The 18,217-nt window shown below is 44.3% G+C and carries 18 protein-coding genes; 2 read left to right on the forward strand and 16 right to left on the reverse strand.

The features are described from left to right. Positions 1–167: 167 nt before the first annotated feature. The 16 genes from ACU1JV_RS08520 to ACU1JV_RS08595 form a co-directional block, all read right to left on the reverse strand. Positions 168–845: a vWA domain-containing protein gene (locus ACU1JV_RS08520; protein ID WP_025676162.1), complete on the reverse strand. Its 678-nt coding sequence runs from the start codon at positions 843–845 to the stop codon at positions 168–170. A gap of 43 nt (positions 846–888) precedes the next feature. Continuing rightward, on the reverse strand, positions 889–1,437 hold the full coding sequence (locus tag ACU1JV_RS08525; protein ID WP_013369629.1) for a hypothetical protein: 549 nt from the start codon (positions 1,435–1,437) through the stop codon (positions 889–891). Between the two features lie 339 nt (positions 1,438–1,776). After that, positions 1,777–2,877, reverse strand: coding sequence for a toxic anion resistance protein (locus ACU1JV_RS08530; protein ID WP_058711024.1), 1,101 nt, complete (start codon positions 2,875–2,877; stop codon positions 1,777–1,779). Positions 2,878–2,972: 95 nt separating this feature from the next. Next, entirely contained in the window at positions 2,973–3,653 is a 681-nt protein-coding gene (locus ACU1JV_RS08535) for a hypothetical protein (RefSeq protein ID WP_413985655.1), read from the reverse strand. 58 nt (positions 3,654–3,711) lie between these two features. Beyond that, a complete protein-coding gene (locus tag ACU1JV_RS08540) occupies positions 3,712–4,743 on the reverse strand; it encodes an ATP-grasp domain-containing protein (RefSeq protein WP_165080203.1) in 1,032 nt (343 codons plus the stop codon). 25 nt (positions 4,744–4,768) lie between these two features. After that, positions 4,769–5,596: an HAD family hydrolase gene (locus ACU1JV_RS08545; protein WP_165080201.1), complete on the reverse strand. Its 828-nt coding sequence runs from the start codon at positions 5,594–5,596 to the stop codon at positions 4,769–4,771. After that, positions 5,593–6,744 carry a cysteine protease StiP family protein gene (locus ACU1JV_RS08550; protein ID WP_165080199.1) on the reverse strand — a complete coding sequence of 384 codons (1,152 nt, stop codon included), beginning with the start codon at positions 6,742–6,744 and terminating at the stop codon, positions 5,593–5,595. The genes ACU1JV_RS08545 and ACU1JV_RS08550 overlap by 4 nt, the downstream gene beginning before the upstream one ends. Next, a complete protein-coding gene (locus tag ACU1JV_RS08555; protein WP_165080565.1) occupies positions 6,741–8,084 on the reverse strand; it encodes a phosphoribosyltransferase family protein in 1,344 nt (447 codons plus the stop codon). The genes ACU1JV_RS08550 and ACU1JV_RS08555 overlap by 4 nt, the downstream gene beginning before the upstream one ends. Before the next feature lie 52 nt (positions 8,085–8,136). Continuing rightward, a complete protein-coding gene (locus tag ACU1JV_RS08560) occupies positions 8,137–9,324 on the reverse strand; it encodes an HpcH/HpaI aldolase/citrate lyase family protein (protein WP_165080197.1) in 1,188 nt (395 codons plus the stop codon). Positions 9,325–9,491: 167 nt separating this feature from the next. After that, positions 9,492–10,226, reverse strand: coding sequence for a TerC family protein (locus ACU1JV_RS08565; protein WP_013369621.1), 735 nt, complete (start codon positions 10,224–10,226; stop codon positions 9,492–9,494). A 26-nt stretch (positions 10,227–10,252) separates the two neighbouring features. Further along, positions 10,253–11,518 (reverse strand): TerD family protein, encoded by a 1,266-nt coding sequence (locus ACU1JV_RS08570; RefSeq protein WP_413985654.1) that lies wholly within the window; start codon positions 11,516–11,518, stop codon positions 10,253–10,255. Between the two features lie 101 nt (positions 11,519–11,619). Further along, positions 11,620–12,201: a TerD family protein gene (locus ACU1JV_RS08575; RefSeq protein WP_013369619.1), complete on the reverse strand. Its 582-nt coding sequence runs from the start codon at positions 12,199–12,201 to the stop codon at positions 11,620–11,622. Positions 12,202–12,233: 32 nt separating this feature from the next. Continuing rightward, on the reverse strand, positions 12,234–12,809 hold the full coding sequence (locus ACU1JV_RS08580) for a TerD family protein (RefSeq protein WP_013369618.1): 576 nt from the start codon (positions 12,807–12,809) through the stop codon (positions 12,234–12,236). A 45-nt stretch (positions 12,810–12,854) separates the two neighbouring features. After that, positions 12,855–13,448, reverse strand: a complete 594-nt coding sequence (locus tag ACU1JV_RS08585; protein WP_013369617.1) for a TerD family protein — start codon at positions 13,446–13,448, stop codon at positions 12,855–12,857. A 28-nt stretch (positions 13,449–13,476) separates the two neighbouring features. After that, positions 13,477–13,923, reverse strand: a complete 447-nt coding sequence (locus ACU1JV_RS08590; RefSeq protein WP_013369616.1) for a tellurite resistance TerB family protein — start codon at positions 13,921–13,923, stop codon at positions 13,477–13,479. A 485-nt stretch (positions 13,924–14,408) separates the two neighbouring features. After that, complete coding sequence (locus ACU1JV_RS08595; protein WP_025679829.1) at positions 14,409–16,193, reverse strand: hybrid sensor histidine kinase/response regulator transcription factor; 1,785 nt, start codon at positions 16,191–16,193, stop codon at positions 14,409–14,411. Between the two features lie 146 nt (positions 16,194–16,339). Here ACU1JV_RS08595 and ACU1JV_RS08600 point away from each other — a divergent pair, with 146 nt between their 5' ends. Together ACU1JV_RS08600 and ACU1JV_RS08605 are read left to right on the forward strand one after the other, a co-directional pair. Then, positions 16,340–17,251 carry an ABC transporter ATP-binding protein gene (locus tag ACU1JV_RS08600; protein WP_025679827.1) on the forward strand — a complete coding sequence of 304 codons (912 nt, stop codon included), beginning with the start codon at positions 16,340–16,342 and terminating at the stop codon, positions 17,249–17,251. After that, positions 17,248–18,183, forward strand: a complete 936-nt coding sequence (locus ACU1JV_RS08605; protein WP_016821476.1) for an ABC transporter permease — start codon at positions 17,248–17,250, stop codon at positions 18,181–18,183. The genes ACU1JV_RS08600 and ACU1JV_RS08605 overlap by 4 nt, the downstream gene beginning before the upstream one ends. The last annotated feature ends 34 nt before the right edge of the window (positions 18,184–18,217 follow it).

Here is an 18,217-nt window from a genome sequence, read left to right on the forward strand (position 1 = left end):
AATTCTGCCCGCTCCGCTAGCAACCGCCAATAGAGCTTCTACATGTTTTAGTGATTGGTAAAATGAAAAGAGAGAGTTCCGCAAAGCGTATGCTAGCAGAGCTCTCTCTTTTTTCATTTTTTATATTAAACTTTGAAAAGTTTCTCATAGTACAAGACTTATTAGCCTTAATAAATATGCTTTTCCTTCGCTTCTTGCAGCCATGACGGGAACTCGTTAAGTAATAGTTCGTACAGTTGATTGTCTTCCATAGATTCGATATCTTGTATTTGAAAGAAATTGGCGTTATCTACCACACGACCTTCTATGTTGTCGAGCTTCTTTAATACGCCAAAATCGGATTCACCCACACCGATAAATTGCCAGAAAATTGGCTCTCCTGATGAATCAATGACTGCGTTGTCAATATTGTCCCCTTTTCCACGCTTCACACCGCCATCATTAATAAAAATAACAAAAGCCGGATCTGAAGAGGGTTCTTCCTTGGTGTACTTGGCGATGACATCACGCATCACTGGAGGCTCATCATTTCGACCAAACTTGGGCAAATAATCATTGGACAAAATATGTTTTTCAACATAGTTGTCAACGTCATTTTCGGTAACGGATGGCAACCGTGAAAAACGGTGATCATACACCCATACATCCAGTACACCATCATCATCCAAAGAACTTGCTACCGCAACAATTCGCTCCAACACTTTTTGAACGGTACCATTTTTGTACAAACTTCTCATAGATCCTGAAATATCGAGCACTAATCCAACTCTCGCGGTCACATTCGTTAGATTCTTTTTAGTCAGTACCAATTGCGCATTCTTTTTAAGTAAAGAAATACCGCTCATGTTCCCCACGCTCCTCTATGATGTTTTCACTAGTCCATTTAATCTACCATCTGCGTCGTCGCTCGTCGCCACTTAGGGGAAAGTCGCTCAATTCTCCGAGTTGGTCATGTGCAGCCTTATAAATGCGGAGGATAGCTTGCACCTTGTTAAAATCATTGTCTTCCGGTCCGAATCCTTCCATATACATCCTTTGGATGATGTTTTGGAAAAAATCGATACGTTCGCGGACAGAATCCTGCTCGATTTGCAGCACATCTTCAAAGCTGTGTGTCTCAGCAAATTCAGACAGCTCATCAAATTCCTGTTCCTGATATCGCTCTCCCCGAGTTTCGGGATTGAGGTCAATAGAGGTACGCAGGGTTGACAATAAAATATTTTCGCGTGCCAGCATGACATGAAAATCTTTGTTCTTAAACAGATCTGTAACGATCAGACGGCACATTTCCTTGTTCTGCAACAGAATCCCATCAAAGGGATGCAGCGTCCACACACCGTAATTAAAAAATAAATTAAAATTGAAGCTACTGCTCCCATACTGATATACAATGTTGATTTTCGATTCATCGATGATTTCAAATGAAAATTCCAGCATGCATTCTCCTTTGGGATTCCAATATTTAACTCTATCCTATCAGAAAATGCATGATTTTCAATAAAAAATTTTATTTCACAGTTTCATTTAACTCCACAATAGAGTCTGCTTTTTCGCTACTGGCAGCCACGAGTAAAAAGACAATCACACACCCTAAAATAAAGGACATCATACGCTCATTCTCTCCTTTGTCATTTCACTTTTTAAGAGTTTATGCACGAGAATGCTATATATGTTCATCATGTCCTTTATTGTCCACTGCCAAACCAAAGAAAGACGCCCTTGGGACTCACCCTGGCGTCTTTTTTCATAGATTATTATATTATTGTATATTAGCTATCAGTTCAAAAACGAACTTAGACCCTCAGAAGAATGGTTATCCTTCAGTGGTTTGGATTGTTCTTTCCCTTCGATGCCCAAACGTTGGCTAAGGTTGGCATTGATTGCTGTCATTTTACTTGTATAATCATGGCAGCTTTCAATAATCCGACGGTTTGATTTTTCAGACAGATCCAAAGCAGATACCAAATCGCCAATCGCCTGATTCACAGCTTCCAATGACATCGATGGCTTGCTAAGCAGATCTGTCGTTCTTTCGGTCGTCGTTTTGAGAAGCTTCGCATTTTCCTTGAATTGATCCTCAATCGTACGGTTAGTCGCATCAACGGCTGAAATAATTTTATCTTGATCGGCCAGTGCCATCGCGATCATAGCCGATACGGTGATTAGATTCGATGTTTTATCAATCGCATTATTGACAGAATCAATCAGTTTATCATTGTTATCATTAATAATATCCGTTGCTGCAATGGCCTGATTGTATAACAGGATCATTTCAGTCATCGACTGTGTACGAGTAACTACTTTGCGCAATCCCCGTTCCAGATGAGGCTTGCGATTTTCATTTTCCGGCTTGGCAATCTCGGCTTCGAACAGCTCTTTCAAGCGATTACCAAAGGCAATCTTCGTCTGCAAATTGTAGATTTCTTCAATGGAAGCCTTCTTCAACTGTCTCATGCTGACGATGTTTTCTTCCAAATTATCCTTGCCATCTCTCAAGGCAGTAATGATTTTTTCGATGTTGGTCTTCACCGACTGATACTTATAAATGTAGTTTTTCAACGGACTTTTACGCAGGAGCTTGCCAAAAAAACCTACATCTTTACTCTGCTGAAGCGTTTCGCATTCATCTCGGAGTTTTAAGATCATATTCGAGACCTCAGCCCGATCACCGGACATGAGATCGTTTACCGGACGATCCAACATTTTAAGGGTTTGTCCCGCCCGTTCCTGCGTTTTAACCCCCAGCTTACCAATGTCATCCATTAAGGTATCCAGACTCATAACATCGCTTTGCGATACCTTTTGAATCAGCTGCGAAGCCTCCTCAGTCACCTTTTGTTCATCTTCTTTTCTCAATTCAGCCCATGGGGTCGCCATCATGCTAACCTCCTATTCTGAAAACAACTGTTGCTGAGAGCTAATAGTTATTGTTCAGAGCAGCTATGCTGCTGATTTTTATTCTTTAAAGTAACCTACGGTTCGGAACTGCTGTATCGCTGGTGAATAAGCTCTGCTTTGCTCTGTAATTCCATCAGATCCTTATGCTCCACCGTGGATACAATCACAGATATTTTGCTATCCACATCTCGCAATCCGTTTAGTAGCGTCCTCCGGTTGGTCCGTTTCGCATCGCCACTAAGCCGAAGAAACGGGTTAATCAGTCCGTTCAAGTCCTTCAAAATCAATCTCCGAACCGTGTGATTCACTTCACTGTTGTTCAATTCATGCAAAAGCGGGATGACCCGCTGCAAACGTGCAAATAGAGCCAGCGCCTTCTCGACAATCTCGTTATCTAGCGCATCTTTCTGTCCCTCGGAGATCACCATATCCTCCAGTACCTCCAAATACTCCATCACCTGAGCAAATTCACTGCTCACCTGATCTGGTTGACGTACTTGTCCTGTTATAGACTCCGGTCGAACGGCATCTTCCTTTTCATGCTGCTGTGTCTCACCGACCTGCTCCTGCACCACCGGAATCACGGAACCAGTCAGATTAGGTCGAGGATGGCGAACAGCCATGATAAGGCTGTATCCTCCCAGACCAATGATCGGAATCGCCAAACACACAAACAACGGCAACCAAGAACTTAGTAAAAGCGCAATCAGGTAGCTGACCACAGCAATCGTGGCACCCCACATTTTAGAAGTCATAGCTTGTACCTCCTGACGTAAACCCTTACCATATTGTAGAAAACAATATTTGCCTATGTCAATGTAAGGATTGGCGTATCGTGATTGGCTGCTCGATATGACTGGCTAGAATGTCGTATTGCGGGTGCAGTGAACCGATTTCATGACCCAAAGCCGATTTCACCGCCAGGTAAGGAAAATTGATACCTGACAAGCATGATACATGAAGACCTCCCGACATCCGTGGATTGATCTCTAACAGCTTAGCCCGCTCGCCGTTATATTTCACTTGAATGTTATAATTGTACGGAATGTGATACGCCTCAGCGACCTTCTCTGCCACCTTCAACAGCTCAGGATGCTGCTCCAGTAGCCGTAATCGCCCTCCTGCCTTCCTACGCGGAACTGCTGCTAACAATTTTCCGTTTCGGTCAGCCAAGCAGTCGATACTGTATTCGTATCCCTCCAGCAGTTCCATCACCATCAAATTGGGAAACGTCTCTGTGGAAGACAATACGCGATAGGCCTCCTCGAACGAAATATGATTCAGCGCATGACCGAACAGTTCCTCCAGTGGATTGCGTTCATTATCGATGATACGAAAGCCCATACCGCCTTCTGCATTACATGGCTTGAAGCATACCTTGTGCCCAAGCGCTATTAATGACTCATACGCCTGTCTAAACTGCTCGGCATTACTGGCAATGGCATAATCGGGAATGGTGACAATATCTTTTTGACGAATGGATTCATAAAATAGGTCCTTCTCCATCAATTGCTCCAGCAGTTCGGTATCCCGGCACACCATTACTTCTGTACCAATATCGTCGAACAAATAAAGATGCTTGCTAATATCGAGCATATTCCACCGTGGAATAAAGACATCAATTTCATGTCGCCTGCAAAAATCAGCACAAAACTGTGCATACTCGACACCGCTCGTGCGCGGCTCAACTTCAGCTACATCACTGGCCTGTAGTGCCATGTGCTGCGGATCCGAATGTGTGGTATAGATCTCGAACGGAATACCGTCCTCATTGTTACGAATAGCGTTCATATAATGATACACCACCGAAAACCAGCGGTTAAAATACACTTTGACCTTCTTCACAGCGCCACGTCCCCTACTATTTTAATCATGAAGTACGAGCCGCTGATATGCTCCCGTGCACTTCATAGACATATTCCATAATTTCATCCGCTGCATAAACCCCCGACACTTCCGTAAATCGGTAGTTGACCTCTAGCTTATCCCGCAGCTGTTCCCGATACAATTCACCATGACGCGGAGCAATCGCATAGTCGGCATAATCCAGCAGACAACGGTCCAGTAAAGAGTCACCGGATGCAACCACATCTCCCCCATTGGTAAGGTTGCGGATATGCTCCACAGCTGCCTGTTTATTCACGGCCGCAGGCACCAGATATACTTTACGGCCTTGAATGGATACCTCCCAGCCCATTTCATGCATCATCCGCGCCTTCTCCAGCACCTGTTCCAGCGGCATACGATCCCGTTCAATCACGAAAGCATAAAATAGTTCATCGCAAAAACGTTCGCTTACGACCCAGTCCTCATGCAGCACCTGTCCGAACACCTGACGTGCTTCTTCCGCATGAGCACCATCGCGGCGTACTTGTTCGTGAATACGCCGATTCCACTCTCGGTCCACCTCGCCTCCGACGATGATGTTTCCGCCATTACTCGTCACGGCATATGCGGGAATCAGCTCCGTCTGAAACACGGTGATTCGTCTATACTGTTCCATGGTCCGAGTCGTCACAGGCATAAACATGACATCTGCCGGTAGTGTCTTGAGCCATTGCAAAGCTTGTGCAGAAATAAAGGCCGACGTCGCCCCTTCGATCTGTTCCGCAGGCAGCAGACCAGAGGACTCCAGTGGCACGCCAAGCGAACGTTTGGAATAAATTAGTGTCTGATCCAGATCACTTGCGTAGATCATTCTTGTCCCCCTTTAAGCGGTTTGATGATCCCGCAACAGGAATAGGTCAATCCTTTAAATACCTCTACAGGCACTCCACGATCTTTGGCCAGCAGCATAATATGCTGAAGATTCGGATTATCTTCACGGTCAATCAGAATTTTCCACGGCACCCTGCGGAGCAATACGCGAGTCGTCTCCCCCACTCCCGGCTTGACCAGATTGATATCCCGAATACCAAATGCCTGCTGAATCGCCTCAATATCCCGTAAGCCCTGCCACGTCACTACAGGCGGATTCAATGTCATCTGTTCCGCATATGCAGCCGCCGTTTCAGCCACGGCTTGAAAGTAACCGGATACCGTATCCACAAACGTATTGGACTGATCCACCGACCGCCAGGATTCATAAAATTTAGCCCCATGAAAATCGTCCGGACCTATCAGATCGTCGCGTAATACCGTCCGGCTCATCAGACCCGATACCGTTGAATTCAGACAAGCGCTCGGGATCAAATAATCTTCTCGTGTACCAAAGGTCTCCGAGCAGCTGCCTGGATCAGCCAGCACTGCCAGATCATCATTTAGGCGTAGCCCGTAATCTGCATTCATTTCACGGCAGGCCTCGATCAACACCTGACGAATGGCGCCTTTCCCCGTCCAGCCATCGACAAACTGAAGTTCAATCCCCAGTCCATGCTGCTGTAAAATGTACAAAATAGCATTCCGGTCAATACCTTTGCCACGAATAATAGAAATACTGTAATGCGGCAAGGATACGCCATACTTCCAGTCAATATAACGCTTGGTCAGGATGCCAATGGGCGTTCCCGCTCTGGCAAGAGAAACAATCGCCGTGTTCAGACCTCTTTTTCTCACAATCATCTCAGCCACAGAAGCTGCCGCTAATGCAACCTTTTGGGCAGATTGGGCAAGCGTTTCGTGAAACAATCCAATATACTCTGCTGTGGGCTGGTATTCCACAGGCAGCATTTCTGAATAATGGACTCCAGACTGTATCGCCTCTTCCCGATCCTCTGTCCCTTTTTCCAACGCAACCCGGCTCAAATCCTTCAATAAAAAAGTGACATCCGAGGCAGGATAACTGCCTAGCGGTACGGGCGGATGAATGTTCTTCTGCTGTATTTGCTCCATGAGTGCTTGCTTCATATCCGCGCTCCTTTACTCTCCTGCTTAGTTAAACTGTTAAAATAAACGACATGCACTTTATCACAGCCCAGACAGCTCAATGCATCCAGCATGGGCTTCATTCGCTCTGGGTCCGACTCTCTTTCCAGCAAAACGAATATTTCGTCATACTGACCGGGCTCTACATTATAAATAAAATTGCCTACCGTACTGTCCTCAGGCGAGGGATAGGTCACACCACAAGCGACGCCATACTCTTCTTCCCGGTGGGGATACACCGGGCTGCGTGTCGTCGATTGGTAATAAACATCCGGGCCTAACTCCGCAGCAATGCGCATAGGAATGTACATGAATTCACCCGTACCCATTACCAGTGTGCGTTGCCCTGAACGAAGTTGGTTCAGTCGTGCAGCTGTACGCGTGATTTCTGCATCCAGCGCTGAGTTATCAGCGGATTGTAGACCAAAACGACCTGTATATTTAAGATAAGGAGTTGTATTGGCATACCCGTCAGTTGATAGGGAGCTATGTGATACTCGCTCAAAAGCGGAAGCATCCTTTTCAAGACAGTGGTCATCTACTGAAAAATCTTTGTTAATCTCTACGGTGCTAGTGGCTGCATGCTCAGCGTTTCCAGTCTGTCCGGCATATTCTGTGTGGTCCAGTATCGGTGCTCCCTGTATTTCTATCTTTCCTTTGAGTAAACTTAGAGGTGTAATCCTAATACCTAGCTCTGCTTCCAGATCGGCAAAAGCCTGCTCATCGCTGTCTGTCCGCCAGTCCAATAACGAAGCTATCACATATTGTTTGCGCGGAAAATGCTCCTGAATATCCCGTATAATATTAAGCGTTGTTTTTCCTGTCGTAATCTCATCATCTACCAGCACAATGGGTCCATCTCCGGCAAAAGCATCCTCATTCAGTGCATAACAACGATGATCAACAGCGTGCGAATGCTCTTCTTCAAACCGAATAATAGGCCGAAGGCCCGGAATATCCTCGCGTGTCGTATGAATATATGTAGCACCGTCATCAAACAACCGATACATGCTGTGCCCCAGTGCTGTAGCCGTCTCGGCAAAACCTACAAACTTAATTGGCTCTGGAAAAGCAAAAGCCAAACGTTCATCCATCAGCTTTTCATAGGCCTCTTTCGCATAATTCGAATCAAGAAGTCCTCTCACGGCCTCTCTAATCAGTTTATCCATCTGTTGTCCTGACTGTGGGACAAGCTCTTTATATAGCAGGATTGCCAGTGCTGCCCCACTTAACAGAGAGGTGTATGGATTTACCGGAATATGCTTACCCAGCACCTTGCTGACAAACAAAAACGAACGCTTTTTGTTGACCCGTGCCGCCATCGCAAACAGCTTATCCACAGGAAGACGGAATGGATTATGAGTCTCCCTAATTTCAACGCTGAACTGCTCCAGAATTGGCAGCAGATGTGTTTTCGTGGTTGGGTAAGAGACTGACAAAATGTTGTTGTTCATGTAACACCCCGTATACTTTAGATCTATTTATAATACGATAAGCCCAATTCAAATGAGGCTTAATTTCATTCATTTTGTTGGCATAGGTGCTCTTGAATACACCCAGACTACCGTCGTTACGTTCAACAATCTCAAGTGCATCCATATACTCTTCATGAGTCACCGCATACATGGCCTGTACCGGCTTAATGTGGGACGGATGAATGATCGTTTTGCCGATAATCCCATTCTCTTTATCCATCATAACTTCGCGAATCAGCCCATCCACTGCATCTGAGATGAAGTCCATTCGCAAGTAGCGCCCCGGCTTCCCAAATGCGTCTTCAAAAGGCGACACTCTTAATTGAGGTTTAAAGATACGTTCCCGGTGAGAGAAATATTCCCATACAGGACCGGAAATGACATAGTCCGAGTCCACGCGTCCGAACAAGTTAATAATATCTGCGATGCAGTCCCGAATGACGGCAATCTCATAAATCGTAATATCCGGGCTGCGTCTCAGCCCATACAGACTGGAGAAATCAGTGGCCCCAATTCGTACATTCAGCACATATTCCTGAACCTCGTCCAAAATTTCTTTTATCGCCAGCAGCTCTTTCCAACGGGTTTCCCGATAAATAATTTTAGAGCTTTCAAGAATCGGCAATCCATACAACACAGGCGTGCGGCTTGCGTCTCCTGCCCCTGTATGCATAGTCCGGTTATACTCAGCAATGAGTGCAAAATACGCCCGTCCATTATCAGAGGAGAACTTGGGGAGGACAAAGCCCGTAAGCAGCTCCAGGGTTTCTCCCAAACTGTTCAGCAGTCGTTCCAGCTGTTCCACAGATCGCACACGTACAAACAGCAAAGGTAATTGCTGTTCACTCATCATCCCTGTCCGTACATAGGACAATAGTTGAAACAGTTGCTGTGCCAGCGATTCTTCAGCCTGTCCGACCTGCTGATCCCCTATAGCATCCTCCAAATCCAGAATGACCGTTGTTAGTCCTTCATGCTTTCCATTCTTGATCTCTTCCGCTACTTCCAAGCGAGTCGCCGGCATGTACAAAGCCGCTCCTATGGCATAAGCCAATATACTTTTGGGTGAACGGTTATGAAACTCCATCGGTGGAGTACAAAAGATCGCTTCTACTTCCTCAGAGGTTAAATCATTAAAATATTTCAGGGCCCTTCCCCTCCTCTTGCTCTTTCTTGCCTGACTGAAGCCCTGTGCCTCGGGTATAAAAGAAATCCCCCCTTAGTTTCAGGAGGGATTTCGCTATACTTTGTACATTAAGCCTCTTTGTCGGCCTTTTTCTTTCTTTTCGCCGAGCTAAGAATCATTGTGCCTACAAAGACGGCAATCAAAATGCCGAAGAATAATACTTGCGACATGTGAAAGCCAAAAGCAGCAGCCAGCATTTTACCCCCGATAATGGCGATCATAATAAAGGCTGTCTGTTCCAGTTCCGGAAATTTATCAATGAGCTTGAGGAACACTTGTGCAACACCACGCATCATCAGAACGCCGAGTATACCACCCAGGAACAGAACCCATACTTTCTCGCTCACACCAAAAGCGGCAATGACACTGTCAATACTGAAGGCAATATCCATCAGTTCGACCATTAATACGGTTTTCCAGAAAGAAGTAGGTTTGTTCTTCACTTCTCCATCACCCTCGGACTTGAATAAGCCCTTATAAGCGATGTAGAGCAGATAAGCCGCACCCAGTACCTTAATCAGCGTGAACTTAATCAGGAATGTACCCAAGCCGATGGCCAGGAATCTGAATATATACGCACCTAAAATCCCGTAAAATAAGGCTCTCTTTTGCTGCTCCTTCGGTAAATGCTTAACCATAACTGCGAGAACCAAGGCGTTATCCGCCGACAAAAGACCTTCCAGCAAAATGAGAGTTCCAATAATCCCCCAACTCACCGGGTCAGTAAGCGTACCTACCACATCACTCCATGAAAAGAAATGGCCGTAGTTCTCGCTGATATTTTTAAATAAATCATTCAACATGAAAAGAGTGCCTCCGATAATTCAATTTATTTACTCCCCTGCGTCCAGCGCATGCCCCAGTTATATGCCTGATCCATTTCACGATGACCGCCATAAAACTGTACGAGTCTCTCAATACTAAACGTTTCATCGTTCACATTTTGGATCATTGCAATCGCACACATCCCTTTGCGATTGTCATGTTCATTCATATGAACGATAATGTCTGGCCCGTCCTTCTGGTACAGCGTGACTACCCCGTCTGCTTGTGACCAGTTCGTGACTCCTTCATAAATGAAGGTAAACACCAAAATTCGCTTAATTTCAGAAATTTTGGCACCGTTAATACGAAGATTCTCCCCTGTTTTCACAGAGCCTGTACGGTCGTCACCATCCAGAGCAATGTACGGGAAGCGATTCAGAGAACCGAAAACTTCCCCAAGCGCCTGAACGACACCTTTATCCCCGTTCTTCATCTCATACAAGCAGCCCAGGTCCAGATCGACACCCTTGGAGCCACGACTGAAAAAGCCCTTACTCTGCTGTACCTGATTCCAGTTCAGATTGATTAGGATTTCACCTAATCCGCCTGAGCCTTTTTTCAGGATAATGGTGTCGCCCTTTTTCTTCAGCTCAATTTTCCGCAGATTCAGATTCACCGGAGTTGCAGATGGCTCTGGCTTTGGAACAGGAGGTGCAGGTGGCGGTGTTGGTGCTGGCCGAGGCGCTGGAGGTGGTGTAGGCCCTGGCGCCGGAGGAGCCGGATTATTTTCCACTTCAATGCCGAAATTTTCACACAACGCATCCAATCCACCGGAAAAGCCTGCGCCTATCGCGTTAAACTTCCATTCACCGTTATGGCGGTACAGCTCGCCTATCACAATGGCCGTCTCGACTGTAAAGCCACTATCCAAATTAAATCGTAAAACCTCTCCATTAACCGGATGAACAAAACGTATAAATCCGCCTTGAACCTGTCCAAAATTTTGCCGTTTCTGATCCGCATCATAAATGGTCAGCGTAAACGCAATCTTCTCGATATGGGAAGGTATTCTGGTTAGCTCCAGCGAAAACTGTTTCTTGTCACCAAACTGTTGTCCATCTGAATAGGTGATAAAGGGTGTGGTCGGATTATTGTAGAAGATCAGATCCTCATCGCCCGATACCTTCCCTCCAGGGCCTAACAAAAATGCAGAAGTATCGAGTTCCAGAGCCGCTGAGCACTCCCAACCGATCCCTATGTTGACATGGCTCAGGCCCGGATTCGTTTTGGTCAAATCCACCTTCTGTCCTTTTACTACGATAACAGCCATGATTGTGTCACCTTTCTGTCCGTTTGTCGTGTTCAGCGTACGTTCTTCAATGGCTTAAAAAGAAAGGGGTAGCGCCCTTTGGACACCACCCCAAGTGGATATTATTGAGCGTCCAAGCCATAGTTTTTAGCAAGCGCACCCAATCCACCAGCAAAGCCACTACCGATAGCCTGGAATTTCCAGTCCGCATTGTGACGGTAAAATTCACAGAATACCACAGCTGTTTCGGTGGAGAAATCTTCTCCCAAATCGTAGCGCAACACTTCACGATCCGTTGCCGCATCTACCACCCGTACAAAAGCATTGGACACTTGTCCAAAGTTTTGCGCACGGGCCTCATAGTCATAAATCGTAACTGTAATACCGATACGATGGATGTTTGCAGGAATCTTTGCAAAATCAATAATAATTTGCTCGTCATCCCCGTCGCCCTCACCTGTGCGATTATCGCCTGTATGAGTAACAGCACCCGCACCACCTGTCGGGTTATTGTAGAATACAAAATCGTCAGCTGCCTTCGCTTTACCATCCTCATATAGCAGGAAAGCCGAAGCATCCAAGTCAAATTCAGCGCCACCACTGTATTTATTGGTATCCCAGCCAAGACCTACGACCACACGAGTCAAGCCTGGATTCGTTTTGGTCAGATCAATCCGTTGTCCCTTAGAAAGACTAATCGTCATACTGCATACCTGCCTTCTTCGTGTAGATTTTTTTAAGCTAAGCCGTAATCACGTGTCAACCCTGCAAGACCATCCTGGTAGCCGCTACCAATGGCATTAAACTTCCACTCACCGCTATGGCGATACAGCTCGCCTACCACGACGCCTGTTTCGATCGAGAAATCTTCTCCCAGATCAAAGCGAACCAATTCTTCGTTGTTTGCTTCATTTACAATACGCGCATAAGCACGGGACACTTGTCCAAAGTTTTGGCTGCGTTCTTGTGCATCATAGATCGTAATCGTAAAAGCGATCTTTTCTACGTTAGCAGGTACATTGCTCAGATCAACTTTAATTTGCTCGTCATCTCCGTCACCTTCACCTGTGCGGTTATCTCCGGTATGAACGACAGAACCGTTCTCGTTTTGTGGATTATTAAAGAAAACGAAGTTCTTTTCCGTTTCTACTTTGCCGTCCGCATTCGCCAGAAATACGGATACGTCCAAGTCAAAATCCTTACCACCATCGTACTTATTGGTGTCCCAGCCGAGACCAACCATAATTTTGGACAAACCTGGGTTTGTTTTCGTCAAATCAATTTTTTGACCTTTAGATAAGTTAATTGCCATGAGTAAGTACCCCGTTTCTCATTAGTTTTGTATGAGCAACCTAAATTACATGTAACGCTCAGCCAGCACATCAATATGTACGGCATGGGTGCCTGCACCGATTGCAGCAAACTTCCATTCGTCATTGTGGCGATAGAGCTCCCCGCAGATCAGCGCAGTCATTCCCTCAAAATTATCAGATAAATTAAACGTCACCAGTTCCTTGGAGTTGGCACCGTCCAGAATGCGGATATACGCTTTCTCGATCATGCCGAAATCCTGTTTCCGGTTTACGCAATCATATATATTCACAACAACAAGCACTTTATCGACATTGGCCGGAATCCGTGCCAGGTCAATCATAATTTGTTCATCATCGCCGTCACCTTGTCCGGTCAGATTATCACCGGAATGCACGACTGAGCCGCACGGGCTTTTTTTATTATGGAAGCATACTACATTGTCAGACTGAGTTAGTTTCCCGTTAGCATCCAGCAAAATGGCAGAAGCATCACAATCAATATTGGGTTGCTTCTTGAAGCCAAAAAATCCTTTGGACTGCACTGGGTCCCATCCCAATCCGGCTATAACCTTGGTTAGTCCTGTGTTTCCCTTGGTTAAATCAATTTTCTGGCCCTTGACCAGATTAATTACAGCCACTGATTAACACACCTCCCTTCCGTAAAATTTACAGACTAAATTCAGACGGATTCAAACCAAGCGCGCCACAAATCTCAGCAACAATCCGTTGCTCATTGGCATCAAAGTCACCGTCAGCTGCACCAATCGCACTGCATACGCCGACGACAAGTCGACCTACTTCAGGCTTGCCTTTCAATTTACCAATCGCTTTCAATGCTTCCTGTTTGCCGATTTCAGGTGAAAATTCAAAGTTCGCTACATAGTGATTGAAACGGTTGATGACCTCACCCATATCAAACACTTTCAATTCTTCACTAATATTTATGTATCCGGCCATTTTTGTTTTCTCTTCCGGACTAATAGTACCGTCGGCAAATGCTACTAATGCACAACCTGCAACAACAGCTTCCATAAAATCTTTATTCTTAAATTTCTTAACCTGGTCTCCAAGTCCTTTTTTAGTTGTATTCAACCAATTTTTAAATGTACTCATATTTCCCTCCACAATTACGTATTTGGGTATAATCTATCCTAGTTAATTTCTTCCTTTACTATAACCTGAATTACGATCTTATTCTACAATAATATACAAAAATGCGGTAAATCTGATCTACCTTTTATAGGTATACTCTCTATCTTTAGCCCTATTTTCTGTCGAAAGTATCCCTTCCATTATCCCCCATTAGATAGTGCAATTGCAAGTTTGTAGAATGGTAGACTTCTATGGATATGCAACAAAATACAATTGCTGTTCTACATATACGGTTTTGCTAAGGTAAACGTTGCGCATACTTGCGGATCAACAGCATACAAAAATAGCGTCGACCAAATTTAGGACGACGCTATTTTCACTTCAATTTATTAGGTTCGGTGGTACTATAGCTACTCTTTTAATTCCGAAGCTGAAAAACTCTGTCTAATGCAGGATATCTCTTTCACGTTGTTTAAACAAGTGACACACGCTGTCTACACATTTTATTAAGAGTCTGTAAGCAACTCTGTTTTAGCTTTTTCAATTGCTTCGTCACGGCTCTGCACTTGCATTTTTGAGTATATGGTCGAAATGTAGTTTCGAACAGTTCCTTCAGACAAGTGAACCTTGCTTGCAATTGCTTTATAACGGTGTCCTTCAGTTAAACAATGTAGAATTTCCAACTCCCGCTCTGTCAGTCCATAAGGATTCTTCATCGTCCCCGTCATTTGCTGAAACAGTGTACCTGCTACTTCTTGGGTAATCATCGTTCCTCCGTGATGCACTAGCCGTATCGTATTAGCCAGCTCTCTTGGATCAATTGTTTTTAGTACATAACCTTCAGCACCCAAAGCAAGTGATTTCGTAGCATACGAAATGTCATCAAAGGTTGTGATCATAATTACACGTATGTTAGGCCAGCTTTCTTTAATTAACTTCGTCGCAGTAATACCGTCCATCTGGGGCATATGTACATCCATTAATACAACGTCTGGGGGATCGCTGGCACATCGATCTACAGCAACGTTCCCGTCTTCTGCCGTTTGAATTCGAAAATCAGGTTCGTTTTTGAGCAACAGGCCTAAACTGTCCCGAATGAGTAATTGATCATCCACCAACAATACCTTGATCTCTGGATTACTAACATCTGTATCCTGAAGTAATGGTATAGAACAGGTCACAATCGTTCCTTCGCCTTCTTTGGAATGAAGGTATAGCTTGCCTTGAAGGGACGAAAGCCGCTCTTTCATTCCTGAAAGACCAAACCCGAACTTAATTTCGTCACTTCCCTTCCCATTGTCCTGCACCTGCAAAATGATCTGGTTATGGTCGTAGTGAAGAAGCACCTGAATAGAATTGGCATGCCCATGTCGGCTGGCATTAGTCAATAATTCTTGTAAACAGCGGTACAAGGTCAGTTTTGACTGTTTTAGTACAGGAAGCGGCTCCCCCATCGTTCTGAACACAACACGAATGGCAGTATTTTTTTTGAATTCATTAATTATATTGAGCAAGGATAAATCCAAAGAGGGATCTTCCTCCATAGGGTCCATCTGATGAACTTGCTTTCGGATATCTTCGAGCCCTGTTCGACCAAGTTGAAGAACAGATTGCAATCTTTCTATCCCCTCTTCAGAAGAGATATAAGGACGTAATGTTTCCATACTTAAGATAATGGAAGTGAATGTATGACCAATCGAGTCATGAAGCTCGCGTGACATGCGATATCTTTCTTCCAATAGTGTCATCTGTTCAACCTGAGTTGAATACTGCTCAAGAGTCTGATACTGCTTTTTTATTAATTCGAGTTTTTGTTTGATCCGATCTATAGAACGAAATGCCATTTGTAATCCGAAACCAATACCGTATACAAACGAAGCATCCACTAAGTTCTGGAATACGTCCTCTATCGTCCAATGAAACGCCCCTCTTCCTCCCAGACAAAACATCAACAACGCAAGAGGAAAAGTTACCGCATGTGAACGGCCGCGGCTATAAAACGCAATCGTAAAAACAGCTGGCAAAAATAGCCGGACAAGCTCATATTGATGAGCAAATAGCAAAGAAATTCCACCCACTAGAAATACTTCAGCCAACAAATACCAGAGATAATGGCTTCGATCAATGAACAAAGGTAGTGAATAGCAAACGAGAACAGTGATAAATACAACAGTGAAAGGGAAAGATGGGCGGTCTTGATACGATAGCAAAACAAAGCAAATCAACCACAAGATTCGGAATACAGCAACAATCCATTCCTGCCAAGACCAGCGCATATTGCATCCAAACATGTAAGTACCCCATTCTTCTTAAATTAAGGTAATTTTTTCAATCTTTTCACATCATAACAAGGTCATGACATTTTGTCACTAGGGAGTATGACTGCACTCCTGATACTTTATAGACAATCAAACTGCTGGCGGGGAGGGAATCGTTGTTGTCACTATTACAGATTCGTAATTTAAGTAAAAAGATTGGGAAGAGAACCATTGTTGAAGGATTGTCCTTGGATGTGAAGGCGGGAGAAATCATGGGTCTTGTTGGCCCAAATGGAGCGGGCAAGACGACCACTATTCGGATGATCGTAGGTTTAAGTTCAAAATCAGGAGGCCAGGTATTTATCCACGGCCAAGATATCGATCGCTCCTTCGAAAAGGCAATGAGACATGTAGGGGTTATCGTCGAAAATCCAGATCTGTACAAATATCTATCCGGCTATGACAATCTGATTCATTTCTCAAGAATGTCTCCAGGGGTTTCTTCGGAACGTATTCAGGAAGTAATCTCGCTCGTTGGACTTGAGGACAGCATTGATAAGAAAGTGGGAACTTATTCTCTTGGCATGAAGCAGCGACTGGGATTAGCCGTTGTACTGGCCCACAAACCTTCCTTACTTGTGCTTGACGAGCCTACCAATGGTTTAGACCCAGCAGGAATAAGAGAGCTTCGGGAACATTTAATCAATCTGTCTCAAAAAGAAGGCGTTGGTGTTCTTATTTCTAGCCATCTTATGGCTGAAATGGAACTGATGTGTGATCAGGTAGCGATTTTAAATAAGGGAAAACTGATTGGTATCCATAATGTAGCTGAGATGATGGATAATCGGCTTGCTCCTGTTCGGTTTGAAGTAGATAGACCCGAATTGGCTCTTCCGGTATTCCAGTCCATGCTGGCGGGGAAAGAAATTATTGCAGATCAACAAACTCTACAAGTTGACATTACAAAGGATCAAATTCCGGGTATTACAAAAAAACTTATGGATACGGGGGTGAACATATACAGCGTTCAGATCACGAAACAGACACTAGAGGATAAATTTATTGAAATCACAGGGGGAATTGAAAAGTGATTCAGTTAATTCGCAATGAAAACATGAAGATTTATAAGCGTAAACGCACCTGGTTTATCATCATACTGCTTATTTTGTATGTATTAATCCAGATGGCCAATTTAAAAAGTTCTGGTATGACTGAGTACAATGAAGGCTGGAAAACACTTTTACAGCATGAAAATTCGAAGCTAACGAGAGATGCAGCAAAGTCAGACGCTCTACCCATTGAGAAAAAAATGGCAGCAGAAAAAATTTTGATGAATCAGTATTATTTGGACCATAACATCGCTCCTCAATCCAATGCTTGGAGTTTTACAGTGAGTCAATCCAGAAATTTAATTGTAGGTATCTCTCTTTTAGCTCTTATCGTGGCTGGCGATATTGTAGCCTCTGAGTTTTCTGCCGGTACAATCAAATTTTTACTGACACGTTCAGCTACACGCTCGAAAATTTATTTTTCTAAATATATTGCAACTCTCTTGTTTGGGATATTTTTGGTTCTGCTCACTTTTCTGGCTGCCATATTTTTCGGCGGTTTAATGTTTGGCTTTAAGGGGATCGGCGATCCCTACTTATTCGTCAAGGATCAAACCATTCAGCAGGCAGATATGATTCAAGCCTTGTTAGGTGGTTTTTTATTTAATATACCTTTTATGGTTATCGTGTTGACATTTGCATTCATGATTTCTGCAGCATTTCGCAGTGTTACATTTTCTATTGTATTCTCTATGCTGGCAGCTATAGCAGGATTCGTCTTGAGTATCACCATGAATGGATGGCCTTGGACAAAATATTTTGTGTTTTCCAGCACAGATCTCAATCCTTATTTTTTTGGAACGACGCCAGTGGAAGGAATGACCCTGGGCTTCTCACTGTTCCTCCTTCTACTTCATCTGGTCGCTATGCATCTCGTTTCATATCCTATTTTTACAAAACGGGATGTAATCTAAATCTATACTAACTATTCTGAAATGGAGTGATTGA

The sequence above is a fragment of the Paenibacillus sp. T2-29 genome (assembly GCF_052921365.1).

Excerpts from the sequence above, each read along its gene's own strand:
- ACU1JV_RS08520 (WP_025676162.1), bottom strand. The coding sequence starts at position 845 with ATGAGCGGTATTTCTTTACTTAAAAAGAATGCGCAATTGGTACTGACT.
- ACU1JV_RS08525 (WP_013369629.1), bottom strand. The coding sequence starts at position 1,437 with ATGCTGGAATTTTCATTTGAAATCATCGATGAATCGAAAATCAACATT.
- ACU1JV_RS08575 (WP_013369619.1), bottom strand. The coding sequence starts at position 12,201 with ATGACGATTAGTCTTTCTAAGGGACAACGGATTGATCTGACCAAAACG.
- ACU1JV_RS08595 (WP_025679829.1), bottom strand. The coding sequence starts at position 16,193 with ATGTTTGGATGCAATATGCGCTGGTCTTGGCAGGAATGGATTGTTGCT.
- ACU1JV_RS08580 (WP_013369618.1), bottom strand. The coding sequence starts at position 12,809 with ATGGCAATTAACTTATCTAAAGGTCAAAAAATTGATTTGACGAAAACA.
- ACU1JV_RS08545 (WP_165080201.1), bottom strand. The coding sequence starts at position 5,596 with ATGATCTACGCAAGTGATCTGGATCAGACACTAATTTATTCCAAACGT.
- ACU1JV_RS08535 (WP_413985655.1), bottom strand. The coding sequence starts at position 3,653 with ATGACTTCTAAAATGTGGGGTGCCACGATTGCTGTGGTCAGCTACCTG.
- ACU1JV_RS08590 (WP_013369616.1), bottom strand. The coding sequence starts at position 13,923 with ATGAGTACATTTAAAAATTGGTTGAATACAACTAAAAAAGGACTTGGA.
- ACU1JV_RS08570 (WP_413985654.1), bottom strand. The coding sequence starts at position 11,518 with ATGGCTGTTATCGTAGTAAAAGGACAGAAGGTGGATTTGACCAAAACG.
- ACU1JV_RS08555 (WP_165080565.1), bottom strand. The coding sequence starts at position 8,084 with ATGGCGGCACGGGTCAACAAAAAGCGTTCGTTTTTGTTTGTCAGCAAG.
- ACU1JV_RS08565 (WP_013369621.1), bottom strand. The coding sequence starts at position 10,226 with ATGTTGAATGATTTATTTAAAAATATCAGCGAGAACTACGGCCATTTC.
- ACU1JV_RS08560 (WP_165080197.1), bottom strand. The coding sequence starts at position 9,324 with ATGGAGTTTCATAACCGTTCACCCAAAAGTATATTGGCTTATGCCATA.
- ACU1JV_RS08550 (WP_165080199.1), bottom strand. The coding sequence starts at position 6,744 with ATGAAGCAAGCACTCATGGAGCAAATACAGCAGAAGAACATTCATCCG.
- ACU1JV_RS08530 (WP_058711024.1), bottom strand. The coding sequence starts at position 2,877 with ATGGCGACCCCATGGGCTGAATTGAGAAAAGAAGATGAACAAAAGGTG.